We start from the raw sequence: 20031 nt of genomic DNA, 5'->3' as shown, positions 1-20031 counted from the left end.
CTACTACTACTACTACTACTACTACTACTACTACTACTACTACTACTACTACTACTACTACTACTACTACTACTACTACTACTACTACTACTACCGCGACGAGATCGAGCAGATGCGCGCCGACGGCTTCCTCACCGAGCTCGACTTGGCATTCTCCCGGGACCAGCGCCACAAGGTCTACGTACAGCACCTGATGCGCGAGCGCGGGTCCCAGCTGTGGCGCTGGTTGGAAGAAGGGGCACAGCTGTACGTGTGCGGTAGCGCCGACCCGATGGCCAAGGACGTCGATCGCACACTGTGTGAGATCGCCGCCCAACGCGGCAACCTCGAACCGGACGCGGCCAGGGCCTATGTTCAGGCGTTAAGCGCCGATAAGCGCTATCACCGCGACGTCTATTGACACCGTCGCGCGGCTGGCGAAATCCGTAATCCGCCGGAAACATCGCACACCCGCCGCTGAAACATCCTCGTCGCACGATTCACTCAAGGATGTGCGCGCTCGAGGAGGAATCTGCGTGGCTGGGGAGCACCCCGGAGGGGACGCCGTGAAGACCGCCTGCCCACTGCGGTGTCGGCTGCGGCATGGCACTGCGGGTGACCCTGGCGTCCAGACGTCGGCACCCGGCCAAGTCGATTGGGCCGGGCTCCCCATCGACCTGGACTTGGCGTTCTCCGCGCTGCAACGCGACAATGTCTACCTCCAGCACCTGAGTCGCAAGCGCGGAGCCCAACTGTGGCGATGGTCTCAGGACGGCGCACAGCCGTGCGCCTGCGACATCGCGGCTCAAGCTGCCTACGATCACGGCAACGCCGAAAAGCTGGGGATCACGTCCTGAAAAGCTGACGGCATCGGAGCGAACGACCGATCATCTGCGGCGCGAGCTCTCCCGTAAGTCCAGCAGCAGCGTACCGCCGTCACGCATCTCTAGCTGTCCCCACCGCCGTGGGCAGGCCGGCATCCTGCCAGGCCCCGAACCCCCCGAGCACGTCGGACACATCGTGGAAGCCCGTAGCCCGGAGCGCACTCGCGGCAACCATGGAGCGGTAGCCGCTGGCGCAGTACACGACCACCGGGCGTGTCCGGTCGAGACTGTCAATCGCGTCCGTAACGGCCGCTAGGGGAATTTCGCGCGCACCGGTGATGGTGCCCTGCACCGTCTCCCCAGGGTTGCGCACGTCCACCAGTTGCAGGCGGGGCTGTAAGCCGCGCAGTTCGGCGAGCTGCTCGACCGTCAATCGTGAACTAGCGTCGATGAGATCTGGCCGCTGCGCGAAAACATCTGCGAGGTCACCTAGTTGACCAACAACCCGGTCGAGCCCGACGCGGGACAGGCGGAGTTTGGATTCACGCGCAAGCGTGGCATCGCCGACGAGCACGATGTCGCGATCGGGCGCCAAGACATTGCCGGCCCACTCGGCGAAGCGTCCCTGCAGGCTGACGTTGACAGCACCGCGTAGGTGACTGGACGCATAGTCGTCCGGCTCGCGGGTGTCCAGGAGGATGGCCCCCGCCCGGGCACGCTCGCGCACGTCCTCGATGTCCAGCAAGGGCAGGGGGCTTTCGTCGAGCAGCGGCCGCAGCTGGCGATTGCGCTGCGAGTCGAACTCGAAATAACGCGGCCGTACCGGCTGCCCCTCGGTGACCGTCGCAACGAACTGGTCCACGCCGCCGCTCTGCAGCGCATAGTTTGTCTCCCGCTGCGCGCCGATTGTCGAACTGGTCTCGCTGGAAAGCTGCTTGCCGCAGGTCGATCCGGCGCCATGCGCGGGAAACACTCGGGTGGCATCGGGCAGTCGCAGCAGCTTGTCCTGTAGCGATCCGTAGAGCGTCCGGGCGAGCACGTCCGCCGATAAACCGGCGGCCGCGCAAAGATCCGGACGGCCGACGTCACCGACGAACAGTGTGTCCCCCGTGAGGACGCCGTACGGAATGTCATCGTCGGCGTGCTCGTAAACCACGATGCAGATCGACTCGGGAGTGTGGCCGGGTGTCGCGAGGATCTCAAGAGTTACCTTTCCCAGCGAGATCCGCTCGCCGTCGCGCAGCGGCTCGATCGGGAACTCGACATCGGCGCTTTCGCCGTAGCAGATCTTCGCCCCGGTGGCGGCCGCGAGCTCAAGGTGACCGCTCAAGAAGTCAGCGTGGATGTGGGTCTCGATGACGCGCTCGATGTGGAGCCCATGCTCAGCCGCCTGATCCAGGTAATCGTCGATATCGCGGCGGGGATCGACCACGACGGCGCGCCCGGTGGTCTCATCCCCGATCAGATATGACGCCTGCGACAGACAGTCCAGGTAATGCCGCGTGAAGATCATTGTGTCTCCCTTCTGGCCTTGTCATCGGTTACGTGGGGCCGGCTGCCCGTACATGGCCACCACGACGGTGCGATCGAGGCTGTTTTCCGACCACACCCCCATGGCGGTGTTGGCGCAGTCGCGCATGATCGCCATAGCGCCGGGGTCGTAGTACCACTGCCTGATCAGTTCGAGGTTGCTGATCGATAAGGCGGGGTTGATCGCCACCGTCTCGGCGACCCTCCCGAGGAAACCCGCGCGGTCGGCGCGGTCTTGCGGGGTCGATCCGTCGGATCCGCTGTCGTCGTTGATGTTTCGGTTGTTGAGCATGTCGTCCGCGTGCCACTCCGCCGCCAACGTCAGCGCGTTGTTATGGATGACGTCATTCGTGCAACCCGCATTGTGCTGGATCGTGTAGACGTCGGAGATGACCGCCCTGTTCAGGCTGTTGTTGTCGGCGTGCGCGGTCGGGGCGGCCAATGCAGGTGAGAGAATGAGCGCAACCGACAGTAGCCGGCCGCAAAGTTGTATCCGCCGGACCATACGGCCTCCTCTGATCACACCGGGTCGAAATGCGAAACCAGCCAACGGTCATTCACCTTGTCGAGCACCACCCGCACGACGGGTGCAGTATCGGTGGGTACACCTTCGCCGACAGTGACGGTTTGGTTGACGAACACCAGGACGACCGCGTGGCTGTTGGTTGCCGAAACCGACGCTGCCGCTGACGCTTTGGCGACCGCCGAAATGTGTTTTTCTTTTGCCCCCGGAATGACCACTTGGCGGGTCAGCGCGGTGTAGGCATCCTTGAAATCGCCAGTGAGCCGTTCACGTGCCGCACCGAGATCTTTGTCCACCGACTCAGGCTTGTATGACAACAAGGCAACCGCGTCCTCGCTGCCTATCCGGACCGTTTCGGCCCGCAGCGCCGCGGAATCCTGAGCCGAGCCGTCCAACCACTTGAGGTATCCCGTCGCCAGCGCCACCACTAGCGCCAGCCCGGGCAACACACCATAGGCGAGCACACGCTTCCACCCGATCGAACGTTTCGTCCGCGTTTCGGCTTCGGTCGGCGACTCTTCATCGGGGAACTGGTCCTCCGCCGAAGTTTCTGGCTCAACCGGGTCGGCCGGGTCGGCCGCGTCGATCTCGTCGTCGTTTGGTGTGGCAGCGTCTTTGAGCGTCGTCATGGCACGAACACCACGTTGGACACCTTGGCGCCGTCACCGACCGCCTGAACGTCGATCCGCATGCGCCATTCCCGCGGCGACTGCTCGCCCGCCGCGGTCCGCGACTTCACCGCGACTGCGACGAGTACCTGAGCCGAGTCGCGCCGCACGGATTCGAGTCCGGCTTCGGATATCGTTCCTTCCGATTGGGACTGCGCCGCTTTGACGACCTCGATGAACGGTTTCGAACGCTTCTCAAAGTCGTCGCGGAATGCCCCGGTGGCCGAATCAAGGATCCGCTGCACGTCGGCGTCGATCTCGGTATAGCTGATCGTTGTGAGGTTCACCGCGCCCTGGCGGGCAGTCTGGACGAATAGATCGCGGTGAACTTGAGCCTCGTGCTTGTCGTAGGCCTGATAGCCGAGCCAGCCAGCCAGTCCGGTCAGTGTCGCGACGACCACAGCGCTAGCCACCAATGCCCCTCCGACACGCGAAAGCCGCAGGCGGGCCAGCCGCTGCCACCGGCGGCCCGGCCGATCAGCGACTTCGCCTTGTTCCCCATCAACCTCGTCGACTTCGTCGATGTCATCGCCGTCATCGCCGTCATCGACAGTGACTTCCGATGTGGCTTCCGTGACTTCCGTTGGCTCACCGGCCTGTTCAGTGTTATCGGCGTCATCAGGTTCGACAGCCATATTGCTCCTTCACAACAACTTTTCGCATGAGCTTCCTATCTCGCGATATCTCTACGGTGGCGGTACAAGAAGCTGCTGCCAGCCCTTCGCACGCGGATGAGCCAAGTCGGACTCGGTGTAGCGACGCCCGTCGGGACCTATGTACTCACCGCTGGCCTGATCGTAGGTGGCAACCGCCACCGGCGGCGGCGCTGGCGCGGTGCGCGCGGTGCCCAGGGGCGGGGGGAGTCGCGGATCTTGTCCCGGCGGATACTGCGGCACACCCTGGCCGCTGTAGGTGGCGTTCGGGTCGCCCTTCCAGTTGTAGCCCTCGTTGAGCGGCACGTACTCCTCGTCGCTTTCACACAGCTCGACGGTGGGGGCACGTTTCCACGGCTTGGTCTCGCACGGAATGTTGCGTGCCCCACGGACATTGAAGTCGGAGTCCTGCGGAACCCGACAATACAGCTCTGCCGCCGGGCGGTCCGGCGCGTCGACGCTAGCCGGTGAGCGACGCTGAGTCGGCGGCAGATACCCGGTGGTGCATGGCGGCGGCAGGTTGATGTTGAGGTTGAAGTCCAACTGGGCGCCCTTGAGCTCCTGTTTGGTATTAGAGCTGGGCACGACGATCGCGGCCATTGCCGCGATCCCTTGCGGAAACAGCACCAGGAGTTGTTCGATGTCGTGCCGGTAGACGACCGCGATGTCGCTGAGGCTGACCAGGTTGGCGAACAACACCGGAACCGCGGGCGCTACCCGATCGAACAGCGCGCGGCTTTCCTCCAGCCCGGAAGTGCCCTGCGTCAGCAGATCTCGCAGCGCCGCATCCTGCGCCTTGAACTGGGCGAAGATGGCCGCGGTTCGGTGAGCCCAGGTGCCGATCGCATCAGATGTCTGCACCTGGGAGTTCAACACCGCCGGGGACTGATCGATGAGGGGTGCAAGCGAGTCAACCGTCTGGCCACCCGCGATCGCCAGCGCGGTAGAGCCGTCGACGATCCGGGACAACTCGGGCCCGAGGCCACCGACCGCCCGGTCGGTCTCGTCGATCACCGTGCGCAGGTTATCCCGCGGAATCGCCTGCAGCGCACGGTTGGTCAGGTCGAGCAGGTGCCCGATGTCGACGGGCACATCGACGCGTCCAGCGGGAATGACGTCGCCGTTCCGTAACAGCCGGGAATGTTCTGCATCTTTCCCGGGCAACGGCGTCAGTTCGATGTATTGCTCACCGATCGCCGAGCGGCTGTGCACCGATGCCTGCACGTCGGAGGGCACCTTGACCCCGGATCTCAGGGCGAGCACCGCACGAACCCCGGTGGCGGTGACATCGACCGACTTGACTTGACCCACGTCGGTGCCGCGGTAGGTGACGACCGAGGTCTGGTAGAGCCCGCCCGACTGGGGCAGGTCGACCGTGACGTTGTACTCCCCGATCCCGAACAAGGTGGCGGGCAGCTTCATGAAGTTGAAAGCCATTGCGCCACAAGAAACGACCGTCACCAGAATCAAGATCGACAACTGGATCCACGTCTTGCGATTCAAGCGCAGCATTCAGTATCCCCCGAAGTGGTACGGAAGGGTAATTGGGTTCCCCGCGGTGGCCGGGCTGGGCTGCATGCCAATGGTGCGTCCCCACAGCAGCTCGAGCTGGGTGAGGTTACCTTCCCACCGCGAGCCGGTGAAGAGCCCTTGGTCGATGCGGCTCAACGTCAAATCGACGACCAGGGTGAGGTTGGCGTAGTCGCCGCGGAACCAGTTCCTCGCGGTCGACGCCGGCCAGGGGTAGGCGACCAGCCCGTCCAGGCCCTTGGTAAGCGACGGCCCGGCGTCGGCGAGCGACCGCAGCACCGGCGCGAAGTTGCGCAGGTTGTTCACCAGCGATTCCTTGCTCTGGTGGATGGTGTCGGCCGCGATCGCGCTGAACTTGCCGAGTTGATCTATGGCATCGGCGATCCTGGTGCGCTCGTCAGCCAGTATCGCTAAAGCTTTGGGCACGGTCATCAGAGCCTTGTCGACGACCTGATCTTTGGCGGCGAATTGACCTGCCAGCGAATTGAGACTCTCGGCGGCGGCGATGATGTCGTCGGTCTGGGCATTCGTGCCGGCGACGAACTCGTCGAGCTGGTTCAGCAGACTGCGCATGTCGTTTTCGCGGCCGGCGAATGCCTTGGCGATCGCCTGGTTGATTTCCTGCAACTGCCCAATTCCGCCGCCGTTGAGCAACATTGACACCGAGGCCAAAGTCTGCTCGGTGGTCGGATACATGCTCGCGCGCGACAACGGGATGATCGTCCCGTTCTTGAGTTGGCCCACCGGCGGCTCATCCTTGGGTGCCGCGAGCTCGATGTGCATCGAGCCGAGCAGGCTGGTCTGCCCGAGCTTGGCCGTCGAATTGGCCGGCAGGTGGACATCGCCATTGAGGCGCATGGTGACCAGCGCATGCCAGTCTTGGAGCTCGATCTTGGTGACGTTGCCGACGTTGACGTCGTCGACGCGAACGCGGGTGTTTTCCTGAATGGTCACGACGTCGGGCAGCTGCGCCTGGATCGTGTAGGAGCCCGGTCCCCCGCCGGCGGTACCGGGCAAGGTGAAGGAGTTCAGCCCGCGCCACCCGCAGCCGGTGAGCGCGGCGACCAGGCACCCGACACAGAGCGCCGCGGCTATCCCGCGTCTCATGATGCGCCTCCCGGAAGCATCAGATTCTGAAGTACCTGGGTCGCATCGGTCAAAGCGTTCGGCGGCGGCCCCGGCGGCTCGGCGGGCCCTGGCGGCTCGGCAGGCAGCGGCTGCTGCGGGGGTGCCGGCGGCGATCCGTCCGCGGGCGGGGGTGCGTCAGGCGTCTGGGTCGCTTGCGGCGGCGTGTAGCCGGGTCGAAGCCAGTCCTCGCTGTAGGTGATTTCGTTCGGCCGGGCCTGAGTGCCGACGAACGGGTTGAGCCCCGCCGGTATGTAGTTGTAGATGCGGTTTTTGATGATTGGATTCAGGTACTCGAGGCACAGCTTCGAAACTCGGCTCAAGCGGGCCCGGGAGGCCGATTCAATTGCGCTGCAGATCCACTGGGGGATGTCGGCGAAGTTGTTCAATGCAATGATGCCGGTCATCGCGCTCTGCGCCGGCTGATAGATGTTCAGGAAATTCTGGAAGACGCTCGGGGCGATGTGCAGAATCTGTTTGATATCACCGCGACTGTCGTTCAATGCGGTCGTAATGGAACTCAGCCGGTCGAACGTGACACCCATTGCTTCCCGGTTTTCGGCGAGGAAATCGCGCAGGTCCGTCAGCGCCCCGTCCAGGCTTTTCACCGCGCTGGCGATTTCGTTGGGTGTGTTCGTCAGCAGTGTCGTCACGCTGGCGAGGTTCTGGTTGAACGAGACCAGCAGATCGCTGCTGGAGTTTAGCGCGGAGACCAGCAACTGCAGATTGCGCACTGTGCTGAAGATGTCGTCGGCATGATCACCGAGCGCTGAAATCGCTTCGGACAGCTTGAGTACGGTGTCGCGAGCGGTGTCCCCCCTGCCACGCACGTTGTCGGCGGCCGAGTCGATGAATTCTCCGACCGAGTTCACCCCGCCTGGGCCGGTGGGCTGCAACGCGTCGGTCAGCTTTTCCAGCTGCTTGCGGAAGTCGTCCCATTCGACGGGCACCGCGGTGCGCGTCAGCGGGATCGATGCGCCCGGGCTCAATTTAGGCCCGCCGGAGTACACCGGGACGAGTTGGATTGCCCGGGAAGTCACCAGCGACGGCGACAGAATTGCCGCACGGGCATCGGCCGGTATTGAATACTGCTTGTCGACGGAGAATGTCACCTTGGAGCCGGCAGGCTGAGGCTCGATCCTATCCACCACGCCGACGCCGACGCCGAGGATCCGAATCTCGTCGCCTGTGAACAGGCCGTTGGCCTCCGCGAAATACGCTGAGTAAGTGTTCTTTTCGACTTCCTTCCACAGCTTCTTGCCGACCAGAAACGAAGCGACGACCAGCGTCACTGCCAAGCTGAGGGCGGTCACCCTTTGCAGGGTGGGTCTACTTATGTTCACGGTCCCCCCGTTGTGAGAGGCGGGGGCGGCGGGATGGTCCGTAAAGGTGGCGTCGACGGCGGTGGCGAGGGCGGTTGAGACCAGATCGGGACTGGTGCGCTCTCCGGCGGGACCGGTGGAGTTCCGGTTGGTGGGTCTACCGCCTCCGAAGGCAACTTTTGGTTGGGGTCCAAAAACCGGTCATACATGTCCGCGTCGAGGACCATCCCGCCGAACTGGCCGGGAACCAAGTTGGCCACGTAGGCCTTGAAAAATGGCCCAGAGCCTAAGCATTCGCCAAACGACATCGCATACCGTTTGAACTTGGGCAGGCTTCGCTGCAGATCTTCCTTGCGGTTGTCGAGGATCTCGAGCACGCCGTTGAGCTTGTCGAGGGCCGGTTTGAGTTGAGTTCGATTGTCATTAACCAGCCCTGAAATCTGATGCGAAACCGCGGTGAGGTTGTTCATGAGGGCTTGGAGTGAGTCTCGCTCGTCCAGCAACGCCGCCAGCAGCGCATTGGAGTTGGCTACCAGGCCGGCGATCTGCTGGCTGCGCCGGCCCAGAACGGCCGAGACCTTGTTGGCGTTTCCCAACAGGCTGCGCAACTGTGCGTCGCGGTTGTTGAGGGTGTCCGAGAACCGCGCCACTCCCTCCAGTGCGGGCTTGAGATCCGGCGGCGTCTCTTTGAAGGTGTTAGCCAATGTCGTGAGCGCAGAAGATAATTGCGTGGTATCCAGGCCGCTGATCGTGCTCGTCAAGTCGCCCAGCGCGTCGGGTAGGTCATACGGCGAGGAAGTGCGTTCCAACGGAATGGTGCCCGTCAACTTCCCGTCGCCGCGCGTCGTGAGCTCAAGCATCTTGCTGCCCAGAATTGTTTCTGTCTTGATCGCCGCTTCCGTTCTGTCTCCCAGCGGGATGCCCTTACGGACGGTGAAACCTACCCGGACCTTGGTGCCATCCAGGCGGACGTCTGAGACCCTGCCGACACCCATGCCGGAAACCCGTACCGTACTTCCGGGTTTGATGCCGCCGGCCTCAGAGAAGTAGGCGGAGTAGTCGTTCGTGTTCTTGATGAACGGCAGCTTGTTGTACTCGAACGCCGCCAGCACCACGCAGGCCACGATCACGGTTCCGATCAGTCCCACCACGACTGGGCTGCGCTGGCCGACCGGTTTGATTTGGATTCGCTTCACTGCGGCGTGCACCGCCCGCTGGGCTGGGACAACAGCTTGATGAAAACCGGGTTACCACCTTTGCCGTTGATCTTGAGCAACACGTCGCAGAAGTAGAAGCCGAAGTAGTCGCCATTGAGGCCCTGCCGGGCCAATACCTGATAAACGTCGGGGAGGTCCTTGAGCAGCTTGTCGACATACTCGCGGTCCGCGAGCACCTGCGCCGACATGCGGTCGGTCTCGCGCACCACCTCCTTGATCGGCTGGCGTGCCTGGACAAGCAGATCGCTGACAGACGCGGCGGCCGCGTTGATGTAGGCCAGCCCGGTGGAGATGTCATTCTTACGCTGCGCCAACCCATCCACGAGCTGGGATAGCTTGTCCAGGCCATCAGAGAACTCGTGGTCGCGGGTGGCGAAGGTGTGCAGCACCGTGTTCAAGTTGGTGATCAGCTCGCCGATCAGCTCGCTGCGCCCGGCCAGGGTCGAGGTCAGCGACGAGGTCTGCGCCAGCACAGAGGCCAGGGTGCCGCCCTGCCCTTGGAAGATTCGCAGCAACTGGCCGGACAGGGCGTTGACCTGATCGGGATCCAGCGCGCGGAACAACGGGCGAAAGCCCCCGATCAGCGCATCGATGTCCAGTGCGGGCGACGTTCGTGCCAGGGGAATCGTCGCGCCCGGCGGCAAGCGGCGTGGCGGCCCCGGACCCTCTTCGAGCGCGAGATAGCGGTCACCGATCAAGTTTTCGTAGCGCACAACGGCTTTGGTGCCTTCGGTGAGTCGCACCCCCTTGTCCACTGCGAAGCCGACGGTCACCGTGCCGTCGCGATGCAGAGTGAGGTCGCCAACCTTGCCGACCTCCACCCCGGCGATGCGGACAAAGTTGCCGGACTTCAGGCCGGATATGTTCGTGAACACCGCTTCATAGCCGGTGCGATCCTCGAAGCGCAACTGTCCGAACACCGCGATAAGTGCAAACGTGAACACCAGGCAGACCGCCGTGAACAGCGCGACACGAAGGATGATGCCAGAAAGCTTCCGTCTCATGACGGCGGCACCCCCCCGCGGTAGTTGTAACGCGGCGGCTCCGGAGGGTTCTTGGTGGTCGGGAAATAGTTGGCCCACCATGGATTACCGACCCACGGGGTGGTTCTGATCTCGTCGGGAGCGGCCCCCCAACCGGTGTCGGTGACCAGCGCCCGCACCGGGAAGTTCGCGCTGGGGTCGGGCAGCGACCCACAGCTGGGCTTGCCTCCCGGACCGCCGGTGGCATTGACCTTCGGAAGGTGCTTCGGGTATCGGTACGGGTCGTCGCCGAATAGCAGGGCGGCGTCCAGGATCACTGAATAGCCGTTGCCGCCCAACGCATCTCGCCCGCCGTGGTCCACGTACCATTGCGCGCCCTGGAACAAGCACGTGTACGTCGGGGAGTACTTGTTCAACAGCGCCGTCGTCGGATCGAGCAGGTTGATGGACCGCACGATATTGGATTCGTTCCTGCCGATGACGTTGATGCCGGTCTGGCTGACGCCCACCGCCGACAACAGCAGCGAGTCGAGCGACCGCTGTTCTGCCGTGATGGTGGTGCTGGTGGTCGCCGCCGAGTCAAGGATCGACAAGATGTCTGGCGCCGCGTCCGAATAGATGGCCGCCGTCTTGCCGAACAACTGCCAGTCCTTGCGAATCGTTCCCAGGCGGGGGTTGACGGTCAGCAGCACGTTATTCGCGCCGGTGATGGCCTGTCCGAGCCGTTCGCCCTTGCCGCGCAACGATTGTGAGAACGCCGACAGGATCGCGTTGAGCTTGGCCGGGTCAATGGCACCGACCACCGACTGCAGATTCTCGAAAACCGTGTTCACTTCGACGGTGACGTTGCGCGAGTGCAGCACCGAGCCGGGCTTCAGCGGTATTTTGCTGGGCTGGTCGGGCACGATCAGGTCGACGTACTTGGATCCGAACGCCGTGGTCGACTTGATCTCGGCCTCGAGGTTGCTCGGCAGATACTTGAATGGGCCCGGGTCCATCTTCAGCTGCAACTCAGCCGCCTTCACATCGGTCCCAATCGAAGCGACCTGGCCGACCTGCACGCCGCGCAACTTCACCTTGGCCCCGGGTTCCATCACCAGTCCCGCCCTGTCCGACACCAGCGTGAGCGGGATGAATGCCTGGAATTTGCCGGAGAACGACCCCGCTGTCAGCGCGATCAAACTCGCGACCAGGATGAACAACGTCGGCGCCCACCAGATCGGGTCGATCTTGCTCGTGCGGATCCTATTTCTCCTGCCGAGTCCGCTGCTGCTGTGGTCGCTCATACCGTCACCCGGACAGGTTGAAGTTGCCGGACTGCCCGTAGACGGACAACGAAATCATCAAGGCCACGAAAGCCGTGACGATCATCGATGACCGCACCGAGCGCCCGACCGCTTCCCCGACACCCGCCGGACCACCTGTCGCGGTGAAGCCGTAGTAAGTGTGCACAACCATCACACCCGTCGCCATCACCAGCACCGCCAAAAACGACCACAACAAATCCGTGGGACGCAAAAACGTGGAGAAGTAGTGCTCGTACACGCCGCGTGACTGGCCGTAGATGTATAACGTGCCGAACTTGGACGCGAAGAACGACATCAGCACCGCGACGGCGTAGAACGGGATGACGACGAGGACGCCGGCGATGATCCGTGTCGACGCCAGATAGGTGATCGAACGGATACCCATGACTTCGAGCGCGTCGATCTCCTCGTTGATGCGCATCGCGCCCAGCTGTGCCGTCGCACCGGCACCGATCGTGGCGGCCAGCGCCACCCCGGCCGTGCACGGCGCGATCATGCGGACGTTGAAGAACGCCGACAGAAACCCAGTCAGCGCCTCCACACCGACGTTGGACAAGGTGTCATAGCCCTGTACGGCAACCAGCGCGCCCGTAGTCAGGGTCAGGAAGCCAATGATGCCCACAGTGCCCCCGATCACCGCCAGCGCACCCGTGCCCATACCCATCTCGGCGATCAGCCGCAGAAGTTCTCCCGGGTAACGTCGTACCGCATCACCGGTGGCGGCCAAAGACTTCCCATAGAAGGCCGTCTGTTCTCCCAGCTTCCGGGTGGCATCCACCAGCCTGGGTCCAACGGTGACGAACCAGGCGGGCTCGCTTGCCGCATTGCTCATTTGGCGGTCACCTTTACTCCGAGCGCGGTGATCACGATGTTGATGAAGAACAACGCCATGAAAGAGAACACCACGGTCTCGTTCACGGCATTCCCGACGCCGGTTGGGCCGCCACCCACCGACAGTCCCTTGTAGCAGGCGATCAGGCCGGCGGACAATCCAAACAGGGTCGCTTTGATGAGTGAAATCACCACTTGCGGCAGCCCGGTGAGCAGTGTCATCCCTGCAATGAAGGCACCCGGTGTGACGTGCTGCACGAAGACCACGAAGATGTAGCTGCCTGTCAATCCGGTGACGGCGACCACCGAATAGAGCAGCAACGCAACGAATGTGGCGGCGATGATGCGCGGAACCACGAGCGCCTGGATCGGGTTGACACCGATCACCTTCATCGCGTCGATTTCCTCGCGAATGGTGCGCGCACCCAGGTCGGCGCACATCGCGGTCGATCCGGCGCCGGCAACGGCCATGGCGGTGACAACCGGCCCCACCTGGGTCACCGACGCCAGCGCCGCACCGGCTCCCGACAGGTCTCCGGCGCCGATCTCAACGAGCAGGATGTTCAGGACGAACACGATGAGTACCGTGTACGGAATCGACAGCATGATCGTCGGGAAGATCGACACGCGGGCGACAAACCAAATCTGCTCGAGAAGCTCGCGCCAGGCCCACGGTCCGCGCACCGCCGCAACCAATGATTCGATGCTGAGGATGAAGAACTGGCCCAGCGCGTTCATCGGCCTTGCAACGGAGGTTCCGTTCACAGGGCCTGCCTAAATGGCCGACAGTCGAGGTGGCTCATCCGGTCCCCCATGCTCGTAATATTTCTAACCTGTTCGTAATTAGCTGGCTCGTAATCAAATCCATGTTGTTTACATGTCGACCGCGCCGCCCATTTGAGCGCATAGTCTGGCAGGCAATTTACGGGCAAAGCGATGCCCGACGTCAGGTTTGTAATCACCCAGAAGAAATCTGGCCAGGCTCCATTAACACTTGGGCTGGATGCGCGCGTACTCGCTGTTCAAACTGCGGTGACCGCCGATACGGTCGGCCGCACAGCCGCCACGCCCAGACGGAGCTCTTGTGCTCGGGTAGGCCGCGACGGCAACGGGCCACCCGCGCAGCTAACATCCCATTAACCTCAGAAGTCACAGAAACCACATCGCAGTAGCGATGACAGAAAATCATCGTCCCACCAGAATTCGCTGCTACACGAATTCGTCTAAGCCATGGCGAAACCTACCCGAGTATTCATGCCCGAGCCCGAAGCAAGGGTTTGGTTCAGTGTGAGCGTAATCGTATTGTCAGCGACGGGTTTTCCGCCCGGTTAGGCTTTTCGGGTGACCGGAAGCCCGTCGTCGTACTTGGTGTTGGCCTCCCAGCGTAGTGGCAGCACGTTGCTGGTCGAGTCGCTCCGGGCGACCGGCGTGGCCGGCGAACCCCAGGAGTTCTTCCAATACCTGCCGACCACCAGCCAGGCCCCGCAGCCGCGGGAATGGTTCGCCGGCGTCGAGGACGAGTCGATCCTGAGCCTGCTTGATCCGTTGGACGAGGGCACGCCGGATTTGGCCACCGCGGAGATTTGGCGCGACTACATCCAAACGATCGGGCGAACACCGAACGGTGTGTGGGGCGGCAAGCTGATGTGGAACCAGACGCCGCTGCTGTTGAAACGCGCGAAGGATCTGCCGAATCGATCTGGGGACGGTCTGCTGGCCGCGATCCGCGATGTGGTCGGCGAGGAGCCGCTCTTCGTGTATGTCTACCGACCCGATGTGGTGTCTCAGGCGGTGTCGTTTTGGCGGGCGGTGCAGACGCGGGTGTGGCGGGGCAGGCCCGACCCGGTCCGCGATGCGCGGGCCACCTATCACGCGCGGGCGATCGCCCACGTCGTCACCATGCTGCGTGGCCAGGAACAAGGTTGGCGAAGCTGGTTCGCCGAGGAAGACATCAAACCGATGGAAATTTCGTATCCGGTGTTGTGGCGCAACCTGACTGAGGTGGTTGCCACCATCCTCGAGGCGTTGGGGCTCGACCCGCGACTGGCACCCGAACCGGTGCTCGAGCGGCAGGCCGACCAGCGTTCCGACGAGTGGCTGGAGCGCTACCGAGCGGATGCCGAGAGAGAGGGGCTGCCAACATGACCGTCACCACCGCACTGACGGAAGCACGCCGCGTCGACGAACTGCGGCTGCTGGAGGCCGAAGGTGTGCACATCATCCGTGAGGTCGTCGCCGAGCTGCAGCGGCCGGTGTTGCTGTTTTCGGCGGGCAAGGATTCGATCGTGCTCCTTCGCCTGGCGGAAAAGGCGTTTCGGCCGCTGCCCCTGCCGTTTCCGGTGATGCACGTCGACACGGGACACAACTTCCCCGAGGTGATCGAGTTCCGCGACCGCAGGGTCACCGGCCACGGCCACAAGCTGATCGTTGCGTCGGTGCAGGAATCCATCGACAACGGGCGCGTGCCCGACCCCGGTCCCGGGGCTTCGCGTAACCGGGCACAGACCCGCACCCTGCTCGACGCGCTGGAAGCGGGCGGCTTCGACGCGGCGTTCGGGGGTGCCCGCCGCGACGAGGAGCGCGCCCGCGCCAAAGAACGAATCCTGAGCTTCCGCGACGAATTCGGCCAGTGGGATCCCCGCGCTCAGCGCCCGGAGCCTTGGTCGCTCTACAACGGCCGGATCAAAAAGGGCGAGCAGGTGCGGGTGTTCCCCCTGAGCAACTGGACCGAGCTCGACGTGTGGCGCTACATCGAGCTGGAAGACCTTGAGATACCGTCGATTTACTACGCGCACGAACGCGAGGTGTTCGAGCGCGACGGCATCCTGCTCGCGGTGTCGGACTACACCAGTCCGCAGGCCGGGGAAAGCTCCGCCGTGGAATGGGTGCGATACCGCACCGTCGGCGACCTGACCATCACCGGCGCGGTACGCTCCACGGCCGTCGAGATCACCGGGGTCATCACCGAAATCTCCGCGGCGACGGTTTCCGAGCGCGGCGAGACCCGCGCCGACGACCGCACCTCGGCAGCCGCAATGGAAGACCGCAAGCGAGAGGGCTACTTCTGATGACCGCCGCAGAGAAAGCCAATAAGACCCAAAAAACACTGCCGCCCAAGGGTATAACGCGGCAGCTGCTGCGCATCACCACCGCGGGCTCGGTGGACGACGGAAAGAGCACCCTGATCGGCCGGCTGCTGCACGACACCGACAGCCTGCCATTGGACCACCTGGAGGCCGTCACCGACGAGGAGGGTGTCGCCGACCTCGCGGCGCTGTCCGATGGTCTCCGCGCCGAACGCGAACAGGGCATCACCATCGACGTCGCGTACCGATTCTTTTCCACCGACACCCGCAGCTACATCCTCGCCGACACCCCCGGCCACGAGCGTTACACCCGCAACATGTTCACCGGCGCATCCAACGCGCACGTGGCGATCCTGCTGGTCGACGCGCGCGCCGGGGTGCTACGCCAGACCCGCAGGCATGCACGGATCGCAAAGCTGTTGGGCATCAAGCACTTTGTCGCCGCGGTGAACAAAATCGATCTCATCGATTTCGACCAGGCCGGATTCGCCGACGTGGAGGACCAGCTGCGCCAGACGACGGCGCGCCTCGGCGAGGTGGACATCACCGTGATCCCGATCGCGGCCAAGCTCGGCGACAACGTCGTGCACCGCTCCGAGAACACGCCCTGGTACGGCGGCCCAACCCTGCTCGAGTACCTCGAAGCCGTTGAACTGGGCGCGCCCCAGGCCGAGGCGTCGCGGCTGCGCCTGCCAGTGCAGTGGGTGTCGCGGCCGACCGCCGATGTGCGCCGCCGCTACACAGGGCGGCTGGCGGCAGGAACGCTCAGTGTCGGTGACCCGGTGCTGTCGCTGCCCGCCGGCACCCGCTCGACCGTGACCGCGCTGGACACCCTCGACGACGACCGCACGACAGGGGTTGCGCCGCTGTCGGTTTCGGTCGAGCTCGCCGATGACATCGACGTGGGCCGTGGCGACGTACTGGTCAGCGGAGCCGACGACGCGGTTTTGCCGGTGCTGGCCCGGGAGCTGGACGCCACCGTGTGCTGGTTTATCGACGCCCCATTGCGGGCCGGTGCCCGACTGGCACTCAAACAAACCACCAAGACCGTGCGAACAACGGTGCAGGAACTGCACTCGCGGCTTGATCCCGAAACACTCGACGAACTCGACGGTCCGGTTGAGTTGGCGCTCAACGATATCGGCACCGCGACACTGCGCACCAGCTCGATCGTCATCGCCGACAGCTACACCGACAATCGCGACAGCGGGGCATTCATCCTGATCGATGAGACCACCAACGACACCGTCGGCGCGGGCACCATCATCGAGGCGCGGGAGGTCAAGCCGGGCACCCACGCGCGCACCGACATCCGCTGGCATCCATCAGCGCTGGACCGGAAACACCGCTGGCGCGCCACCGGCCAGCCTGGCGCAACGATCTGGTTCACCGGCTTACCCGCGTCGGGCAAGTCGACCGTCGCGGTCGCCGTCGAGCGTGCGCTGGTCGAGTCGGGGCGGGTGGCCTACCTGCTCGACGGCGACAACTTACGTCACGGCCTCTCCGACGACCTGGGCTTCTCCCCCGGTGACCGCACCGAAAACATCAGGAGGGTAGGCCATTTGACCCGGCTGCTCGCCGACGCCGGCGTGGTCGCACTGGCGTCACTGGTGTCGCCGCTGAAGTCGGACCGCGAGACCCCGCGCGCCCTCAACGATGCCGCCAAACTGCCCTTCATCGAGGTGCACGTCGCCACGTCGCTGGCCGAATGCGAAAAGCGCGACCCCAAAGGCTTGTACGCGCGTGCGCGCCGCGGCGAGCTCAAAGGGCTGACCGGTGTCGACGCGCCCTACGAACCACCCGAGAGCCCGGACCTGGTGCTGGACACCACCGGCGCCGACATCGACGAGCTTGCTGCGCAGGTCATCGCCCTGCTCAACGAGCGCAGTCCTCGTCAACATCAGTGACCTAAATTCACAGCGAGCCAATCACTTGGTCACCCGACATCGGCCACGCAACATTGCGTCGTGGTCGAGACAGAGACGCCGCAGTGGCGAGGCTGGTTGGAGCGGGTCGGTGACGATTGGTGGGCGACGCTGCTCGCCGGTGTGATCGTCGCGTTGGCGGTCGCCGATGTTCTCCCGAAGATCCCCTGGTGACCCCGTGAGCACCGTCAGTGTCAAACCCGAGAAAGCCCCGGAAGACCCCGAAGAACCCGAAGCCGCCTTCACCAGCACCCGCCCGCTCGATTATGTGCCGGGCATTCTGCTGTTGATCGCCGTGGGTGTGCTGGGTAAGTACGCCCAGATCTGGTGGAACACCCTGGCCAAGCACCACCACTGGACCGTGCCCGACATCGAATATGTGTTGTGGGCCATCCTGATTGGGCTGGTCATCACCAACACCGTCGGCCTGCACCAGGTGTTCCGGCCCGGCGTGCTGACCTACCAGTTCTGGCTCAAAGTCGGGATCGTCGCGCTGGGTTCGCGATTCGTGCTCGGTGATATCGCCAAACTGGGCGCCACCAGTCTGGTCCAGATTCTGGTGGACATGGCGGTTGCGGGAACCATCATCCTCGTCGCCGCGCGCGCATTCGGATTATCGGGCAAGCTGGGCTCGCTGCTGGCGATCGGCACCTCCATCTGCGGGGTGTCGGCCATCGTGGCCGCCAAGGGCGCGATCCGGGCCCGCAACGCCGACGTCAGCTACGCCATCGCGGCGATCCTGGCATTGGGCGCGGTGGGGCTGTTCGTGTTGCCGCCGTTAGGTCACGCGATCGGACTCACCGACTACCAATTCGGGCTGTGGGCGGGCCTATCGGTGGACAACACCGCCGAAACCACCGCGACCGGCTATCTGTTTTCCGATCACGCCGGCAAGATCGCGGTGCTGGTCAAGTCCACACGCAACGCGCTGATCGGATTCGTCGTCTTGGGTTTCGCGCTGTACTGGGCCGCGCGCGGGCAGGCCGACGAGATCGCTCCCGGCGTCAAAGCCAAGGCCGCGTTCGTCTGGGAGAAGTTCCCGAAATTTGTCCTCGGGTTTCTGGCTGTCTCGGCGATCGCGACCGCGCACTGGCTGACCAAGGGCCAAACGGCCAACCTCGCCAACGTGTCGAAATGGGCGTTCCTGCTTACCTTCGCCGGCGTCGGGCTCACCACCGACATCCGCCAAATCGCGCGCACCGGATGGCGGCCGCTCGCCGTCGCGATCATCGGACTCACCGTCGTCGCATCGGTCTCGTTGGGACTCGTGCTGCTGACCACCAACGTATTCCATTGGGGCCTTGGGAAATAGTGCGAACACGTATCTGACAAAGTAGACGATGGCGAGTTTGTCGTAGCGGGCGGCCAGGCGGGTCGTGTCTCTGTAATCCCGTGTGCCACTTAAGCTTCAATAGTCACAACGGGGCGTTTTGTCGGTGGCGCTTCGTAAAATTTGAGGCATGGGTTCGAGCACGCGCGAGGAGATCGTCGAGGTCTTCGACGCGCTCGACGCGGACGTGGACCGCTTGTGTGAGTTGGTTTTTGACGCGTTCACCACCCCGGAACGGTTACGGGCCTTGGAGCGCCTGGAACGGGTGGCGCGCCGGTTGCGGGCCCCCGGCCACACATTGATCAACCAGCTCGACGCGCAGGCGGGCGAGGAGGAGTTGGGCGCCACGCTGCGTTCGGCGCTGGCCGATCGGCTGCGTGTCACCAAGGCTGAGGCCGGCCGGCGTATCGCCGAAGCCAAGGATCTCGGGCAACGTTGGGCGTTGACCGGTGAGCCGCTGGCGCCGCAGTTGAGCGCGACCGCGACCGCCCAACGCGACGGTGTCATCGGGGATAAGCATGTCGAGGTGATCCGCAGCTTTTTCGCCCATCTGCCCGTTGAGGTCGATGTGTGTACCCGGGAGGCCGCCGAAGCCGACCTGGCTGGCAAGGCCGGCGGGTATCGCCCCGATGAGTTGGTCAAATACGCCCAACGGATCATGGACTGGCTGCACCCCGACGGAGAATTCAGCGACCAGGAGCGCGCCCGCAAGCGCGCCATCATGCTGGGCAAGCAGGAATTCGACGGGATGTCACGCCTCAGCGGCCTGGTGACCCCGGAGTTGCGGGCCGCCATTGAGGCCATGCTGGCCAAACTGGCCGCCCCCGGGGCGTGCAACCCCGACGACGAAACACCGGTGGTTGATGCGACACCCGATGCGGATGCGGTGCGCCGCGATCACCGATGCGAAGCCCAGCGCAACCATGACGGTTTCCTGGCCGGATTGCGCGGCCTGTTCGCCTCGGGCGAGCTGGGCCAGCACAATGGCCTACCCGTGTCGATCGTGGTGACCACGACGTTAAAGGATCTGGAGGCCGCCGCCGGAAAGGGTCTGACCGGCGGGGGAACCCTGGTGCCGATGGCGGATGTAATCCGCTGGGCCAGCCACGCCCACCATTACCTGGCCATCTTCGACAATGGCAAGCCTCTAGCCTTGTATCACACGAAACGTCTGGCGTCCCCGGCGCAGCGCATCATG

At 63.8% G+C, this 20031-nt stretch carries 20 protein-coding genes; 8 read left to right on the top strand and 12 right to left on the bottom strand.

The window, feature by feature from the left end; all coding sequences use genetic code 11:
* Both ACLP9N_RS34145 and ACLP9N_RS34140 read left to right on the top strand, forming a co-directional pair.
* Window positions 1–400, top strand: a 400-nt coding sequence (locus ACLP9N_RS34145; RefSeq protein WP_442411531.1) for a hypothetical protein, incomplete at its 5' end; no start/stop codon positions are given.
* 115 nt (window positions 401–515) lie between these two features.
* Window positions 516–836: a hypothetical protein gene (locus ACLP9N_RS34140; protein WP_442411530.1), complete on the top strand. Its 321-nt coding sequence runs from the start codon at window positions 516–518 to the stop codon at window positions 834–836.
* A 79-nt stretch (window positions 837–915) separates the two neighbouring features.
* On the opposite strand, the gene ACLP9N_RS34135 is transcribed toward ACLP9N_RS34140, so the two are convergent.
* Genes ACLP9N_RS34135 through ACLP9N_RS34080 form a run of 12 tightly spaced genes read right to left on the bottom strand, consistent with a single transcriptional unit; the run spans window position 916 to window position 13257 of the window.
* Window positions 916–2316: an MBL fold metallo-hydrolase gene (locus tag ACLP9N_RS34135; RefSeq protein ID WP_442411529.1), complete on the bottom strand. Its 1401-nt coding sequence runs from the start codon at window positions 2314–2316 to the stop codon at window positions 916–918.
* Window positions 2317–2337: 21 nt separating this feature from the next.
* Window positions 2338–2838: a CAP domain-containing protein gene (locus ACLP9N_RS34130; RefSeq protein WP_442411528.1), complete on the bottom strand. Its 501-nt coding sequence runs from the start codon at window positions 2836–2838 to the stop codon at window positions 2338–2340.
* A 14-nt stretch (window positions 2839–2852) separates the two neighbouring features.
* The gene (locus ACLP9N_RS34125; RefSeq protein ID WP_442411527.1) at window positions 2853–3485 is read right to left on the bottom strand and encodes a hypothetical protein; all 633 of its coding nucleotides are present in this window, start codon (window positions 3483–3485) and stop codon (window positions 2853–2855) included.
* Complete coding sequence (locus ACLP9N_RS34120; RefSeq protein ID WP_442411526.1) at window positions 3482–4159, bottom strand: Mce protein; 678 nt, start codon at window positions 4157–4159, stop codon at window positions 3482–3484. The genes ACLP9N_RS34125 and ACLP9N_RS34120 overlap by 4 nt, the downstream gene beginning before the upstream one ends.
* 51 nt (window positions 4160–4210) lie before the next feature.
* Window positions 4211–5689, bottom strand: a complete 1479-nt coding sequence (locus tag ACLP9N_RS34115; RefSeq protein ID WP_442411525.1) for an MCE family protein — start codon at window positions 5687–5689, stop codon at window positions 4211–4213.
* Window positions 5690–6814, bottom strand: coding sequence for an MCE family protein (locus ACLP9N_RS34110; protein WP_442411524.1), 1125 nt, complete (start codon window positions 6812–6814; stop codon window positions 5690–5692).
* Window positions 6811–8175 (bottom strand): MCE family protein, encoded by a 1365-nt coding sequence (locus tag ACLP9N_RS34105; protein ID WP_442411522.1) that lies wholly within the window; start codon window positions 8173–8175, stop codon window positions 6811–6813. Before ACLP9N_RS34105 ends, ACLP9N_RS34110 begins: the two co-directional genes overlap by 4 nt.
* The gene (locus ACLP9N_RS34100; protein ID WP_442411521.1) at window positions 8172–9350 is read right to left on the bottom strand and encodes an MCE family protein; all 1179 of its coding nucleotides are present in this window, start codon (window positions 9348–9350) and stop codon (window positions 8172–8174) included. Before ACLP9N_RS34100 ends, ACLP9N_RS34105 begins: the two co-directional genes overlap by 4 nt.
* Window positions 9347–10375 (bottom strand): MCE family protein, encoded by a 1029-nt coding sequence (locus ACLP9N_RS34095; RefSeq protein WP_442411520.1) that lies wholly within the window; start codon window positions 10373–10375, stop codon window positions 9347–9349. The genes ACLP9N_RS34100 and ACLP9N_RS34095 overlap by 4 nt, the downstream gene beginning before the upstream one ends.
* Window positions 10372–11640, bottom strand: coding sequence for an MCE family protein (locus tag ACLP9N_RS34090; RefSeq protein ID WP_442411519.1), 1269 nt, complete (start codon window positions 11638–11640; stop codon window positions 10372–10374). Before ACLP9N_RS34090 ends, ACLP9N_RS34095 begins: the two co-directional genes overlap by 4 nt.
* 4 nt (window positions 11641–11644) lie before the next feature.
* Window positions 11645–12493, bottom strand: a complete 849-nt coding sequence (locus ACLP9N_RS34085) for an ABC transporter permease (RefSeq protein WP_442411518.1) — start codon at window positions 12491–12493, stop codon at window positions 11645–11647.
* The gene (locus ACLP9N_RS34080; protein WP_442411517.1) at window positions 12490–13257 is read right to left on the bottom strand and encodes an MlaE family ABC transporter permease; all 768 of its coding nucleotides are present in this window, start codon (window positions 13255–13257) and stop codon (window positions 12490–12492) included. Before ACLP9N_RS34080 ends, ACLP9N_RS34085 begins: the two co-directional genes overlap by 4 nt.
* 576 nt (window positions 13258–13833) lie before the next feature.
* Between ACLP9N_RS34080 and stf0 the strand changes: the two genes are divergently transcribed.
* The 6 genes from stf0 to ACLP9N_RS34050 form a co-directional block, all read left to right on the top strand.
* Entirely contained in the window at window positions 13834–14637 is an 804-nt protein-coding gene (stf0, locus tag ACLP9N_RS34075; protein ID WP_442411516.1) for a trehalose 2-sulfotransferase, read from the top strand.
* Entirely contained in the window at window positions 14634–15560 is a 927-nt protein-coding gene (gene cysD, locus ACLP9N_RS34070) for a sulfate adenylyltransferase subunit CysD (protein ID WP_442411515.1), read from the top strand. Before stf0 ends, cysD begins: the two co-directional genes overlap by 4 nt.
* Entirely contained in the window at window positions 15560–17485 is a 1926-nt protein-coding gene (gene cysC / locus ACLP9N_RS34065) for an adenylyl-sulfate kinase (RefSeq protein ID WP_442411514.1), read from the top strand. Before cysD ends, cysC begins: the two co-directional genes overlap by 1 nt.
* Window positions 17486–17545: 60 nt before the next feature.
* Window positions 17546–17677, top strand: coding sequence for a hypothetical protein (locus tag ACLP9N_RS34060; protein WP_442411513.1), 132 nt, complete (start codon window positions 17546–17548; stop codon window positions 17675–17677).
* Entirely contained in the window at window positions 17652–18815 is a 1164-nt protein-coding gene (locus ACLP9N_RS34055; protein ID WP_442411512.1) for a YeiH family protein, read from the top strand. Before ACLP9N_RS34060 ends, ACLP9N_RS34055 begins: the two co-directional genes overlap by 26 nt.
* 148 nt (window positions 18816–18963) lie before the next feature.
* Window positions 18964–20031: 13E12 repeat family protein (locus ACLP9N_RS34050; protein WP_442411511.1), on the top strand; the 1068-nt coding region annotated here is incomplete at its 3' end.

The organism is Mycobacterium sp. (genome assembly GCF_052144515.1).
Classification (GTDB): domain Bacteria; phylum Actinomycetota; class Actinomycetes; order Mycobacteriales; family Mycobacteriaceae; genus Mycobacterium.
This window is presented reverse-complemented; position numbering and strand designations above follow the sequence as displayed.